This window comes from Streptosporangium sp. NPDC001681 (assembly GCF_040298085.1).
Taxonomy (GTDB): Bacteria; Actinomycetota; Actinomycetes; order Streptosporangiales; family Streptosporangiaceae; genus Streptosporangium.
Map to the genome: position 1 here is coordinate 1 of NZ_JBEOZN010000111.1, position 11,872 is coordinate 11,872.

Annotated in this window: 22 protein-coding genes; all 22 read right to left on the reverse strand. The window is 67.1% G+C overall.

What is annotated here, in order from left to right; genetic code table 11:
- Window positions 1-456: 456 nt before the first annotated feature.
- The 22 genes from ABT130_RS35930 to ABT130_RS36035 all read right to left on the reverse strand — a co-directional run bounded on the left by ABT130_RS35930 (window position 457) and on the right by ABT130_RS36035 (window position 11,869).
- A complete protein-coding gene (locus ABT130_RS35930) occupies window positions 457-747 on the reverse strand; it encodes an HU family DNA-binding protein (protein ID WP_350963217.1) in 291 nt (96 codons plus the stop codon).
- 72 nt (window positions 748-819) lie between these two features.
- Window positions 820-1,536, reverse strand: a complete 717-nt coding sequence (locus ABT130_RS35935) for a hypothetical protein (RefSeq protein ID WP_350963219.1) — start codon at window positions 1,534-1,536, stop codon at window positions 820-822.
- The gene (locus ABT130_RS35940; protein WP_350963221.1) at window positions 1,533-1,937 is read right to left on the reverse strand and encodes a hypothetical protein; all 405 of its coding nucleotides are present in this window, start codon (window positions 1,935-1,937) and stop codon (window positions 1,533-1,535) included. The genes ABT130_RS35935 and ABT130_RS35940 overlap by 4 nt, the downstream gene beginning before the upstream one ends.
- A 51-nt stretch (window positions 1,938-1,988) precedes the next feature.
- On the reverse strand, window positions 1,989-2,285 hold the full coding sequence (locus ABT130_RS35945) for a hypothetical protein (protein ID WP_350963224.1): 297 nt from the start codon (window positions 2,283-2,285) through the stop codon (window positions 1,989-1,991).
- 11 nt (window positions 2,286-2,296) lie between these two features.
- Window positions 2,297-3,073, reverse strand: a complete 777-nt coding sequence (locus ABT130_RS35950; protein ID WP_350963227.1) for a hypothetical protein — start codon at window positions 3,071-3,073, stop codon at window positions 2,297-2,299.
- On the reverse strand, window positions 3,060-4,769 hold the full coding sequence (locus ABT130_RS35955) for a DNA cytosine methyltransferase (protein WP_350963230.1): 1,710 nt from the start codon (window positions 4,767-4,769) through the stop codon (window positions 3,060-3,062). The genes ABT130_RS35950 and ABT130_RS35955 overlap by 14 nt, the downstream gene beginning before the upstream one ends.
- 102 nt (window positions 4,770-4,871) lie before the next feature.
- Window positions 4,872-5,657, reverse strand: a complete 786-nt coding sequence (locus tag ABT130_RS35960) for an N-6 DNA methylase (protein WP_350963233.1) — start codon at window positions 5,655-5,657, stop codon at window positions 4,872-4,874.
- The gene (locus ABT130_RS35965; RefSeq protein WP_350963236.1) at window positions 5,566-5,961 is read right to left on the reverse strand and encodes a hypothetical protein; all 396 of its coding nucleotides are present in this window, start codon (window positions 5,959-5,961) and stop codon (window positions 5,566-5,568) included. Before ABT130_RS35965 ends, ABT130_RS35960 begins: the two co-directional genes overlap by 92 nt.
- Window positions 5,961-6,623: a hypothetical protein gene (locus ABT130_RS35970; protein ID WP_350963239.1), complete on the reverse strand. Its 663-nt coding sequence runs from the start codon at window positions 6,621-6,623 to the stop codon at window positions 5,961-5,963. Before ABT130_RS35970 ends, ABT130_RS35965 begins: the two co-directional genes overlap by 1 nt.
- Window positions 6,624-6,707: 84 nt before the next feature.
- A complete protein-coding gene (locus ABT130_RS35975; RefSeq protein WP_350963241.1) occupies window positions 6,708-7,259 on the reverse strand; it encodes a hypothetical protein in 552 nt (183 codons plus the stop codon).
- A 41-nt stretch (window positions 7,260-7,300) separates the two neighbouring features.
- On the reverse strand, window positions 7,301-7,585 hold the full coding sequence (locus ABT130_RS35980) for a hypothetical protein (RefSeq protein ID WP_350963244.1): 285 nt from the start codon (window positions 7,583-7,585) through the stop codon (window positions 7,301-7,303).
- Window positions 7,582-8,007: a hypothetical protein gene (locus tag ABT130_RS35985; protein WP_350963247.1), complete on the reverse strand. Its 426-nt coding sequence runs from the start codon at window positions 8,005-8,007 to the stop codon at window positions 7,582-7,584. The genes ABT130_RS35980 and ABT130_RS35985 overlap by 4 nt, the downstream gene beginning before the upstream one ends.
- Window positions 8,004-8,390, reverse strand: coding sequence for a hypothetical protein (locus tag ABT130_RS35990; RefSeq protein WP_350963249.1), 387 nt, complete (start codon window positions 8,388-8,390; stop codon window positions 8,004-8,006). Before ABT130_RS35990 ends, ABT130_RS35985 begins: the two co-directional genes overlap by 4 nt.
- On the reverse strand, window positions 8,391-8,660 hold the full coding sequence (locus tag ABT130_RS35995; RefSeq protein WP_350963251.1) for a hypothetical protein: 270 nt from the start codon (window positions 8,658-8,660) through the stop codon (window positions 8,391-8,393).
- A 13-nt stretch (window positions 8,661-8,673) separates the two neighbouring features.
- Entirely contained in the window at window positions 8,674-8,799 is a 126-nt protein-coding gene (locus ABT130_RS36000) for a hypothetical protein (RefSeq protein ID WP_350963253.1), read from the reverse strand.
- A 77-nt stretch (window positions 8,800-8,876) separates the two neighbouring features.
- Window positions 8,877-9,092, reverse strand: coding sequence for a hypothetical protein (locus ABT130_RS36005; RefSeq protein WP_350963255.1), 216 nt, complete (start codon window positions 9,090-9,092; stop codon window positions 8,877-8,879).
- 13 nt (window positions 9,093-9,105) lie between these two features.
- The gene (locus ABT130_RS36010) at window positions 9,106-9,426 is read right to left on the reverse strand and encodes a hypothetical protein (RefSeq protein ID WP_350963257.1); all 321 of its coding nucleotides are present in this window, start codon (window positions 9,424-9,426) and stop codon (window positions 9,106-9,108) included.
- A gap of 153 nt (window positions 9,427-9,579) precedes the next feature.
- Entirely contained in the window at window positions 9,580-9,873 is a 294-nt protein-coding gene (locus ABT130_RS36015; protein ID WP_350963259.1) for a hypothetical protein, read from the reverse strand.
- Between the two features lie 5 nt (window positions 9,874-9,878).
- The gene (locus tag ABT130_RS36020) at window positions 9,879-10,484 is read right to left on the reverse strand and encodes a hypothetical protein (RefSeq protein WP_350963261.1); all 606 of its coding nucleotides are present in this window, start codon (window positions 10,482-10,484) and stop codon (window positions 9,879-9,881) included.
- Between the two features lie 77 nt (window positions 10,485-10,561).
- Window positions 10,562-10,882, reverse strand: a complete 321-nt coding sequence (locus tag ABT130_RS36025) for a hypothetical protein (protein ID WP_350963263.1) — start codon at window positions 10,880-10,882, stop codon at window positions 10,562-10,564.
- Window positions 10,883-10,960: 78 nt separating this feature from the next.
- Window positions 10,961-11,449 carry a hypothetical protein gene (locus tag ABT130_RS36030; RefSeq protein ID WP_350963265.1) on the reverse strand — a complete coding sequence of 163 codons (489 nt, stop codon included), beginning with the start codon at window positions 11,447-11,449 and terminating at the stop codon, window positions 10,961-10,963.
- A gap of 81 nt (window positions 11,450-11,530) precedes the next feature.
- Window positions 11,531-11,869: a hypothetical protein gene (locus tag ABT130_RS36035; protein ID WP_350963267.1), complete on the reverse strand. Its 339-nt coding sequence runs from the start codon at window positions 11,867-11,869 to the stop codon at window positions 11,531-11,533.
- Between the last annotated feature and the right edge of the window lie 3 nt (window positions 11,870-11,872).

Below are 11,872 nucleotides of genomic sequence, written 5' to 3' on the forward strand. Positions count from 1 at the left end.
CCTCCCCGTTCCCACAACACGGGGCGCGCACGGTGGGGCCCCCCCCCGTCGTTTCTTCGTCGTGCTACAGCTCTAGAACCGCGTCTCTCAGCCGCCATCCTTCGGCAGCCGACAGGAGGCCGCCTTCGGGCTCGCACCCGTGAGGGCACGTCAGACCCTCAGCTGCGCCATACAAGCGGCAGATCATCGGGCGAACCTCACGCACCTGGCACCGGCCCTCGGCCGACAGCGCCGGACAGATGACGTTCTCGCCTTTGAGCATCCGGTCGGCTGCGTCCTCCCAGTGCGGAAGGCGGAACCCCGCCTCGCGGGCACGCTGCCCTTCACGTGGGCCCAGCGGGATCACCGTGCAGGAGTGATGACACAGCCCTTTGCAGGCAACATCGGGCACCTGGTCGTACAGCTCGGCCAGCCGCGCGTCTTTCTCGGATCGCCTCATGAGGGGTTGTCGCCGCGCTACTTCTTCTGCTGCGCCTCGCGGGCCAGGCCAGTGAAGCCGGCGCCGGGACGCCACCTCGGCGTCCATGACTCCTCGACCTCCTTGCGCTCCTCAGTGCTGGGGACGCGCACCTCGCGGGCGGGCTTGTGGTTCAGGTCGAACTTGCCGAAGTTCTTGATGTTCACCGCCTCGCCGGAGGCGGTGGTCTCCTCGATGACGCCCAGCACGACGTTCACGACCTTGGCCGCTTCGGGGGTCCTCACGCCGAGCTTCTGCGCGACGGCCCCGACGAGTTCCTTCTTGTTCATGATCTCCCCTAGTTCGTGTTGATGTTGAAGGTACGGCCCGGACAGCCGGGCCGTAACCCCCTATTGAGGCTTTTATGGGACAGGACGGATGTAATCCGGCGCGTGGATGGTGACGAAGCGAGCCCGCTCGTGCGGATCAGCGATGTAGCCGCTGCCGCTGGGCAAGAAACCCCGCAGGTCAGCGCGGGAAGCATCTCCGATGGCGGCCGCCACGGCGCTGTATGGCCTGCTGGTCACCTGCATGGGGACGTACTCGCCATCTCGGATGAGAATTCTCAGCGCGAGCTCTTTGCCGTACACCTCCATGTACTCCCGGCGGAACTTACGGCGCATGCTGGGCCGCCACGCCGGGTCGTGATCGGTGTCGGGCAGCGTCTTGAGGTAGGCCCCGTACACCTTGACGGCGGCCTTGGCGGCCTCCTCGATCTCCTCCAGCAGCTCGGGCAACGCCGCGGCGACCTGCTCGACGAGATCGCCGTGGCCGGCGTAGCGGAGCCAGTAGTCGCCCCACGCCATGCGCGGGGATGCACCGGGGCCGTAGATCGACAGGATGCAGCCGTACGCCTTCACGATCCCGATCAGGGCTTTGTACCGGGCTTTGCCGTGCCCGCCCGAGCCGGTGACCTCGAACGTTTTCCACACGTACGGTGCGGTGGCCTTCTCACGCCATAGCCTCCTGCTGATCGCGTCGGCTCGGTCCTGGGCGGCGGCGCGCTCGTGCTCCGACCCGCTACGCCGGGCCAGTTCCTCCCATGCGGCCAGGCGCACGGCGAGCTTCGCGATGCTCACTGGTCCTCCCGTGCGAGGCTCCAGCGGGTGACCCACTGGGGTGCGACGTGCTGGTCTTCGCGCAGGGTGCGCCGTGAGCGGACTTCCCCGTCGTCTTTCATGCGCCGCAGCGTCGCCGTCAAGGACTCGCTACCGAGACCTGGGGTGGGCAGCACGCGGATAAGTTCCGATCGCGAGAACCACGACGTGGGGTATCGGCTCAGGTGCGCCAGGATCAGCGGGCGTAGTTCGGCGTACCGGTTGGGCTTCCGCTCTCCGCCTTCGATCTCGCGGGCGTACCGGTAGCCGGTGCGCTCGTCCACGCCGATTATCTGGGATGCGTTCTTCACGGAGTGGCCCTGCTTGAAGCAGAGCACCCGGAGGCGCTCCACCAGTTGGACCCGTTCAGCTCTGCTTCTCATTGCGGCCTTCTCTGCGAATGGCTGACGATCATTCCTCGGATCTCGTCGCCGTCAACTGGCCCCGAAGGCGGGGGTCGCCGCGACGAACGCGGCGGCTTGGGTCTGGATGACCTCCATGGGCGTGCTGGGCCACGCCTCGGCGAGCGCGTCGATCAGCCGGTTCCAGTCGTGGGCTGCGTCCTCCTCGGCCTCGGCGATGACGGACTGGTCGAGACCCGAGCGGACGGCGAACTGGATGAACCCGGACTGGTCCGTAGCCTGCTCGATCAGGTACGGCAAAAGCTGTGGCACGCGGTACTGCATCGGCCTGAGGCACTGCAGGCAGATCAAGGGGTTGATGGGGGACACGGTGGTTCCTTTCATGACAGGGCGTCGAAGAGGTCAAGCTGGGCGTGCAGGTGCGCCAGCGGCGGAGCGGCGGCCGGCGGCCTGGGCGAGGTGAGAAGGTAGCCGCCGTCCCACGGATCGAGGCCTTCGAGGCCGAACAGAGCGGGCGAGGTGAGGACCTTTTCTCGCCAGCTCAGAACGACGGGTAGGAGTTTGTCGGGGCCGTAGGTGAGGTAGGTGCCGTCAATGGAGTCGGCTTCCATGACGTGCGCGGCGTGCAGGTAGCGGCGCAGGGAGTTGACCCGGCCGACGTGGACGTGTTTCCACAGCGATGACGCGACCCGGCAGAGGTTCGCCGCGGCGGGCGACAGCTTCCACGCCGTTGACCCGCCGACGAACAAGCAGTCCGCCTCATCCCACGGATCCCAGGTGCTGCGCTCCATGTGGTCCTGGGCGACGAGCGCGGCCGGGAATCCGAGGTTGCGGATCTTCTCCAACATCGGGCGGGCCAGCAGCTCGGTTGCCTGCGCGTCGCCGACCACGTCGGGGGCGGCGACGAACAGGCAACGTCGTGCGATGTCGAACTGGTCGCGGAGCCAGCGCAGCCACTCCAGGAACGCCTTATCGCCCGGGTAGTGGCCGGTGAAGACGCCGTTGTCGACGCCGACCATGCCCTTGTCGGGGATGCGGTTGCCCTGCGCCGGGGTGATGATGACGCCGAGCCGGCCCACGCACATCTCCGCGCGGATCCGTGGGGTGCTCGGTGGCGTCAGGTACAACGGCGGTCTCAGCACGTCAGCCGACGACAAGGTGGCGCTCCAGCGCCTCGCCAGTGATGCACTCGACCAGCGCCGATACCAGCACCTCGGCCACGGGCGGAGTGACGGCGTTGCCGTACTGCTTCACCTGGGCGCGCTTGTCTCCGTGGACGACGTAGCCAGTCTGGAACGCCATCCCTCGGCCGATCTCGAAGGGTTCGAGCATGCGGAACCCCACCTTGTTGATGTCGATGGGGGCAGGCGGGGGTGTGGCTACGCCGTACCTGTCGAGCGTGGTGAGCGTGCCGACCGGCTGTGACACGGGCTTGGCGGTGCCGTTCGTGTAGTACGGCACCATCAGTGGCTGAGGGGCCGTAGCGAGGTAGTGGTGGTTTCCACCTGCGGTGACGGTGTGCAGCGGGCCGTCGATGGAGCGGGCCCTCTCCTTGTCGCCTCCGCCGCGCATCGGAACGATGAACGACGGCGGTACGGCGAGGCCGTGGTTGCTGCCGTTCGCCACGTCCGTGGCCAGCGGGTCAGTCTTGCTCGGTTGGCCCGAGCGCAGCAGGGTCAGGAACGGCTCCGGGGGGAAGGCCACGCCGGTCTCGCGCCGCGTCGTCTGCGTGCGCCCTGGGGCTGTCGACGGGGACGCGACCTTACCCTCTCGTCCCTCAGTAGGCACGAGCAGCGGCGGAACGGCCAAGCCGTCGTTCTCGCGGGTGGTCCGTGTAGGCATCGGTGCCGTCAGGGGCGTCGCGTCCGTCCGCCAGGTGCCGCCGGTCGGGACCAGCAGCGGCACCCAGTACTTATCGATCCCGGCCTGAATGCGGCCCACGGTCGACGGAGCATACGGCCGGAAATTCTTGCCGGGCTTCCCGTCGCCGATCTCCCTGGTGGGAAGGGTGAAGTCGATCGCCTCCCAGGCGGGCAGCGCAGGAGGATCAACCGCCCTCCGACACGAGGAGTTCGGGCAACGCCACACGTACTGAACCCGGTACTTCCCGGCCTCGACGCCCGGCCTCTTGTACGACGAGATTGCGGGCACCATCTGGTCGCAGTTCTGGCAATACGCCTGCGGCCGGAGCCACTTGTCGAAGTCGGGGTCACGGCCGAGGCATTCGTGCCAGTAAGCGAGGTACAGCCGGTCACGTGACTGAGGTGCAGCGAGGGTGCGGACCGGCTGGGCGTGCATCGAGTTGATGCCGAAGGCTCGGGTCTTGTAGCCCATGCGGTGGAAGCGGCGCCGGAAGTCGGGGAAGCCGTCCCAGTCGTACTCGTCGAGGACGTTCTCCATGACGCCGCAGAGCACGATGTCGTACTGCGACCGGCGGCGCGAGTAGACGCCTTCGATGTAGTCGGCGACCTGCGAGGTCAGCGCGCGGCTCTCCTCGTCGAGATCCTCTTGCTCGCGTTCTTCTTCGGTCTTGTCGAAGTCGAACAGCTTGCCCTGGCGGGAGTTTCGAAAGTCTTGCTTCTTACCTCGGGCGATCGACCATTTGGTGCATTCCGTCGAAGCCCAGTGGATCAGCGTCTTGGGCCAGTCGTAGACCGGGGCCTCACGGATGTCGCCTTCCTCGTGGCGGGTGTTCGGGAAGTTGGAACGGTGAGTCTTGAGAGCCAGGTCCCAATGGTTCGCGGCGAGCGTCACGTCGACGTTGGGCACGGCGTGGGCTCCCTGCGAGGACCCGCCAGCGCCACAGAACCAGTCGGTGAGAGAAACAACATCGCTGTCGTGGCGGTATGCCACAGCAGCCTCCTTTTTGCATGAGGGGAGGCCCCGCCCACACAGGCGGGGGCGGGGCCGTACGATGTGCTGGAAGGGCGAGCCCGATAGGCACGGGCTCGTCCTTTACGCTGCGGCGGATACCTGTTCGAGCAGGGCCTGGGCCTGCCTGACCGCTACAGCCATGGCGGTCACGCCCATGACCCGGTCGTGGTGTTCCAGCACCGCCTTGCGGTGCTCAGCCGCTCGAGCGGGCCCGTCACCAACAGCAAGGGTGTTGCCAACGTGGATGAGCACGTTCGGCCCGAGGTCCCACACGATCGCGTTGACCGCTGCGCACGCCGCGGCGGTGGGGTTCAGCTCCCCCATCGACCACACGTAGTCGTGCGGGTTGCGGTCGTGTTCTCGCAATGCGAGCGCGAGGGCGCGGAGCATGCCGCCCGTACCTGCTGCGGGCTCGTCGAAGGACATGCCAGGCTTGATGCTGTCGGGCGTGAGCAGCATTTTCGCCATCATGTCCGCGACGGGGGTCGGGGTGTGGAACTCCGCGAGGGCATCGCGGCCGCCCTTTGAGCGCAGTGTGGTGAGGACGGCGCCGAGAACGTCTTCCTGGCATCGCCACTGCGGATCGGGGTTGCCGGTGATGGACAGCAGCCCGGATTTGATGGCGGCCTGGGCGACCGCGCGGGCGGCTTTGACGACGTCGACGGATGGTTCCTCGTCCTGTTCGAGCCAGTCGTGTAGGGGCCGCGCGATCTCGATCAGGTATGGCTGGTTCAGCCATTGCGCGCCCCAGATTCTCCGGAGCACGCTGATGAGTTCAGGCCCGTCGAGGCCGAGGATCTGCTGCTCCAGGGACGGCCCGGTCGGGTCGGCCTTGCCGTACGAGGGTGAGCGCTGCGACGACGCCAACGGGAATGTCGATGTCGTGGCCGCCGTAGTGGCTATACCACGCCTCTTCGACGCGTTCGGCGAGCTTGCCGGGCGATACAGGTGTGATGCGCGGCCGGGGCCTCGGCGTGGACTTCTCGGGGGGACTGACCGGTTCGGTGTTCAGCGTCGGAGGTGTCTCGCAGATGGGCGGCGGTGCGACGCTCTGGGGCGTTGCGACCGCCATGGCCAGGCCGGCGGGCTTCTTCGGCGGTGTGGCTTCTTCCTGGACCTCGGAGAACAGGTCCATCTGCACTTCGCCGGGACGGCGGCGCTTCTTGGCCATCACGCGTCTGCCTCGTCCTCGGCGTCTTCGAGGAGGCTCTCCGCGAGGCTGATCACGTCGGCGCCCGCGAGGATCGGGCCGGGCCGCAGTGCGAACATCTCGCACGTGCTGGGGCACATGGTGGTGCGGTCGTCCTCGTCAGCCGGGGTGGTGCCGCAGGAGGGGCACGTTTCGGTCGGGCGGGTCTGCCGGACGTCGAACGTGCCCGCCTTGACGTAGTAGCCGGGCTTGTTCTTCTCGACCGTCTGCCAGCCTTCAGCGGCGAGTTTCTTCTCCTCGGACGTCTTCTCCTTCGACTTGCCGCCGATGCGGCGGAACGTCGCTAGGGACTTCTCGCCCTTGCGGACCATCCGGCCGAGCGAGTTCCAGTACTCGACGCCGCCGCAGTGGCTGATGGGGCGACGCTGTGCGGCCAGCAGCATGATGTTCCGCAGGGAGTAGCCGGTGGAGTCCGTGTCGTCCACGTCTCTCACGCCGATGCTCGCGGCCATTGCGAGGAAGACGTTGAGCTCGGCGGGGTCGATCAGCAGGAGGTGGGCGTAGCCGTTGAGGAGTTCGTTGGCCGCGGCCCTGCTTTCGGCTGATCTGGCTTTCTGCGCTTCGGTGACGGGGCGGCGCTTGCGCTTGGTCTTGCTGGTGGCGGTGGTGGTGGTGCGGGCCATCAGGTTGGAGCCTTTCCATTAGTAGCGGTTCCGCTACTGACGCGCTGGCCCCGCATGGGCGGGGCCAGCACGTGAGGGGGTGGGTCAGCTGGCGGGGTACAGCCGGGCGTACCAGTCGCGGATGTCGTTCAGCGTCTGGTGGCCGAGGAAAACGTCGTGGTGGACGTCGCGGTTGATCGTGCCGTCCGGGTTGCGGACGATCATGGGGCTGAGCGCGAGGTAGCGCATCGCCTTGATTTGCACGGGGATGACCCGGTCGCCGAGGACCTCGATGACCCACTGCTCGGGGTCGTCGGGCTCGGCCATCACGTACTCCGCCAGGCGGCGCAGTTCGGTGTAGGAGACATCGATGCGCCGCCCGCCCAGCATCGGCCCGTCCGGGGTGAAGGTGACGAGCCATTTGGCGCCGCCCAGTTCCGCGACCCACCCAGCGAGGCACTGCGTGGTACCGCACCGGTCGAACCCGTAGAAGTCGTTACGCCAGCTTCTTTGGTCCCACAGGGTGATCGGCACGTCGGGGTCGGGGGTGACGGCGCCGGTAGCGATCTGTTCCCGGAGGACGACGGCGCCCTCGATGGAGGCGATGGCGGCCGCCAGCAGCGGCCCGTTACGCAGAGGCGCGTGGGTGGTGGTCATGCACGGTTCCTTTTCTGGTTGGATGTCGGTAGCGGAACCGCTCACATCGAGTGGTTGGCGGTGGACCGCTCTGTGATGTCGTCGGAGGCGACGCCGTGGACCTCGCGGAGCCGCTCACGCAGGACCGACATCGGCGCCGTGTAGCGGCTGCCGCGGTACTCGTCGATGGGCTTCCCGTCCGGGTCGGTGATGGTCAGTTCCCACGCCCCGGCTTCGCGCTCGGGCAGGTTGTGGTAGATGCCTTTCTCCACGAGGCGGCCGTCGACGAGCAGCCGCAGATTTCCCCGGTCGCCCCGCATGGGGTCGTATTCGATGACGGCGCTCATGCGGCGACTCCTTCGCGCTGGACGTGGGTGGTGTAGGGCTGGCCTTCGGTGCCGTCGTCGTAGGCGACGGTCAACCGGACCCGCAGGTCGTCCTCGGGGGTGATCGCGGCGACGAGACCGGGCCGGTCTCCGACGACGACGCGGTCTCCGATCCGGTAGGCCGACATCCGGTTGCGGTGGCCGCGCAGGTACCGGGACAGGTCGTTCACGTCCAGTTCCCACGGGGCGCTGCCGCCGGGCCGCTGGATCATGACCTCGGTCGGGATGGAGCCGCTGAACGTGACGGCGATACGCCAGTCGTCTCGCGACAGCATCACCGTGCTGCTGCCGTCCGGGTTCGTGCGGGTGTTGACCGACCAGCCGCCGAGGAGCGCTCTGGTCATGATGATCGTGCGGCTCGGCGGTGGCAGGGGGAGGTTCATCGGATCCTCCGGAAGTAGCCCTCGGCCTCGGCTGCTTCGGCGGCCCGCTCGGCGGCGGCCCGGTTCCGGAAGTACTCCTCGAACATGGTTTCAACCTCGGTGTCGGCCCGCTCGGCGACGGCCTGGTTCTGCTTGCTGGCCACGCGGTAGTGCAGGAGCGCGACCTCCCATTTGGCATCCATGTCGCGTTCGGCCTGCGCTTCGACGACGGAGGCCGCCTCGTAGTGGCCGCTGTACCAGACCGACCGGTTCGGGGCGTTGTCGTCGAGTGCGGCGTTCGCGTCGTCCTTGGCCCGCTGCACGTGCAGCATGGTGCGGCAGATCCGCAGGTAGGCGTTCGCGTCGAGGCTGGGGGTGGCGAGAAGCACGTCGCGGCGTTGCATTCAGCCCTCCTTCGGGAGGTTGTTGAGCAGGCCGATGATCGCTCGCGCGCCTTCGGCCTTCCTGGTCTTGTTGGTCAGCTGCCAGGTGATGGAGATCCGCAGCGCTCGCCCCTTGGCGGCGCTGATGTGGAGGGTGCCGAAGTGCAGGCCCCGGTCGAGGACCAGCGTGTAGATGCTGCGGTGCGGCTCGTCGGGGACTTTGACGGTGAACCCGTCCCTGACGAGCCGCTGGACGATCTGAGCGGCGGTGCGGTTGGGCTGGTACGGCATGGTCGTGGGTCCTTTACAGGCCGGGGTCGGCGTCGGAGTAGCAGTTGCCGAAGCCGTCCATGTCGGTGCTGTCGTCGGCGTAATAGAGGTCGTCGTCATAGAAGTCGTCGTCGGGGTAGTTGCGGCCGATGCTGGGCATGTGGTTCCTTTCCGTGGCCCTCTAGCTGAGGTGACCAGGGTCTGACTCCCCGGGATTTCGGACCCGATCGTCAGCAGCTAGGCGAACTTGCGGGGCGGGACGGTGGTCAGGCGCTCGCCGTTGTAGAGGGAGACGCGTTCGCCGTCCTCCCATCGGACGTGGAACCAGCCGTCGAAGTGTTCGGCCTGCATGTCCTCGGCTGTGGTGACCACCACGCCCCAACACCAGTCGTAGGTGAACACCCGCAGGTCAGGGGCGATCTCAACGCCGTTATCGGTGAACCACTTCTTCACTGGGTCATCTCCTTCAGTGGTACGAGGGGTAGGCGATTTCGCCTTCGTAGGCGCGGCGTCGCGCCTCCCGGCACTGGTCGTTGTCGCAGACGGCACGCTCGTAAGGGCCGTCGCAGTCGTGCTCCCAGGCGCGCGGCCGGGCGCGGCACCAGGAGCAGGCGTTGGCGACGCGGAGCGCGGTGACCGGAGTGACCTCGATGTGCAGGCCGCTCCGGCCGGCCACCCGGATCAGCCTCGCCACGTGGCGCGGGTCGGCGACGTTGCACGTCTCGAACCAGTTCTCTTGGGGCAGTGCGATTCGGTACGTGCGGGTAGCGTCAATGAGTTGTTGCATGGTCTCCCTTTCCGTGCGCCGTTTTGCGGGGGTTACGTGCGTTACCATCGGAGTCGTCTGGTTCTTCGCCATGGGGCAAACGTGGCGGGCTGACTGACTGGTTGTTGGTGCTGGTGGTGGCCGGGCCTGTGGCGGGCCCGGCCATTGGCATGTTCAGGCGGGGTAGACGGCGATGCTGTAGTGGTTGATCGCTTCGATCCGCACCCCGTCCGGCAGGGTGATCGGCGGGAATTCGTGGCCGCTCTCCCAGTCGATGCCGCCGTCAGGCACGTAGTAGGACCACTCGAAGTGGCAGTTCACCCAGTCGATGACCCGGCCGGTCCGGTCGTCCCAGCCCTCTTCCATCAGGGTCGGCTCATAGTCAGGGTGGGCGTCGAAGGCGATGGCGATGGCCTTGCGGACCTGCTCGGCCTGGGCGTCGGTGACGGTCGCGGTTGCGGTGGTCATGCCGGTCACCGGCCCGTCTGGCAGGCGAGCAGGGCCTCGCGCATCGTGCAGTCCTCTTCGATGGCGTGAATGATCGCCTCGGCGGTCATCGCGCGGGGCCACTGCGCGGTGCGCAGCAGCCGGATCATCGCCTCATAGGCGTAACCGAACACGCCGTCCGTCTGTTCGGGCACGCCGCGCGTGGTGGAGGCGTTGGACAGGCGCAGCACGGTCAGCAGGTGCTCGGCGATCGTGGCGTCACGGTTTCCCATGAGCTTCCCGGCCGGCCCGGCGGGCTTGGTGTCGACCTGCGGCTCGTCGCCGTAGTAGCCGAGGACTCCGCTGATGAAACGGGGCAGGTCTTCGGCGGTGATGTCGTTGAACTTCGCGGTCTCGTAGGGGTAGCGGTCGACGCCGGTCTCGCGCTTGATCTCCGAGGCGAGGTCGTCGTAGATGAACGCGGCGGCGTCGCGCACCTCGGCGAGGAGGTCGGCGAACTCCTCCTCGTTCCACACGCTGTTGGCGTTGTGGAACCAGGCGATGGTGTCGAGGATCTTGGTGGGGGTGCCACCAGGTGCGCTCTGGCAGGCAGCGGCAGCGTCGGTGGTGGTGGGCAGGATGTTCGTGTACATCGGTCTCCTTGAACGAGTCGGCCCCGCGAACCGTGGATCGCGGGGCCGATGCTGGATTTTTGGTAGCGGTTCCGCTACTAGAAGCCGACCGTGTGGGCGGAGTGGATTGCCGCTCCGATGGCTTCGGCGGCCGATTCGTGGTCGAGGTCGTCGAAGCTGAAGTCCTCGTCAGGGTCGCAGCTGGAGGAGACGAATCGCGCCGGGCCGAGGACGTGGGAGGTCACGTACTGGAGTTCAGTGATCCATTCCTCCAGCGTGGGGGTGGGGGCGTAGTTGATGAGGAGGTGGCTGGTCGCGGACCAGGCGACGGCGGCGAGGATCTGCGTGGTGGTGGCTCCGGCGTCCTGCGCGTCCTGCGCCATGTCGGTGGGGGAAGGGATGGTGATGTCGGTGTGCATTCGGTTCCTTAGATGTGAGCGGCCCCGCGAACCGTGGTGTTCGCGGGGCCGGTAGCGGCGGGGTGAGCTGGTCAGTGGTTAGAGGTGGCCGCCTGCGTTGAAGACGGCCTGCTCGATCGGCAGGCCGGTGCTGAGTGCGTAGTCGATCGCCACGTCGGCCTCGGTCGGCTCCATCGACTGCGCGCCGAGCAGGGCGGCGAGCGCGTTCTTGAGGTGGGTGTGGATCTCGGCGTACGCGGGCTGGGCGCCGGTGCTGGTGGAGTGAGCGACGATGCGCAGGCCGGTCAGCAGCTGGTTGGCGAAGGCGATTGGTTCAGTGCTGACCGCAGCCCAGCTGTCGATCTTTGCGCCGCAGCTGAGAGCGCTGCACTCGTAGTGGCCCATCCAGTCCTCGTCGGGGTCGGTCCAGACGCCGTCAGGGGTGACCTCGCGGAACCCGGAGTACGAGGGAGTGTTGCCGCAGTAGCAGGTCAGGTCACTGTTGTCGTCGATGACGACGAACTTCCGGCGCGTGTTGTTCACTCCCGGAATCCGGAGCGGAATGACGAACTTGGGTGCGGTGGTCACTGGTGGTGCTCCTTAATGTGGTCGGCCCCCCGAGCGATGTGCTCGGAGGGCCGGTGCTGGTTGGCGTCGGTAGCGGTACCGCTATCGGTTGGCGATGATTTCAGAGGCAGCGAGGATCGCGGTTGCGATGACGAGGCTGGACTGCCGATAGTCGAGGTCGTCGTAGGTTCCGCCGTCCTCGTCGACGTAGTCGGCGGCCACGTCTCTGGCGTCCCTGCGGATGCGGTCGTTGACGGTCTGGAGGGTGGAGTTCCAGTCTTCGGCGGTGGCAGGGGTGCCGGTCACGTTCATGACGTAGCTGGTGGCGCTCCAGGCGATGGCGTCCAGCGTGTAGGTGGTGGTGGCGCCCCACGTGAATGCGTCGAAAGCCATGTCGGCGGGGAGGGGGACGGTGTCGGAGGTGATGAGCGTGGCGGTCACTGT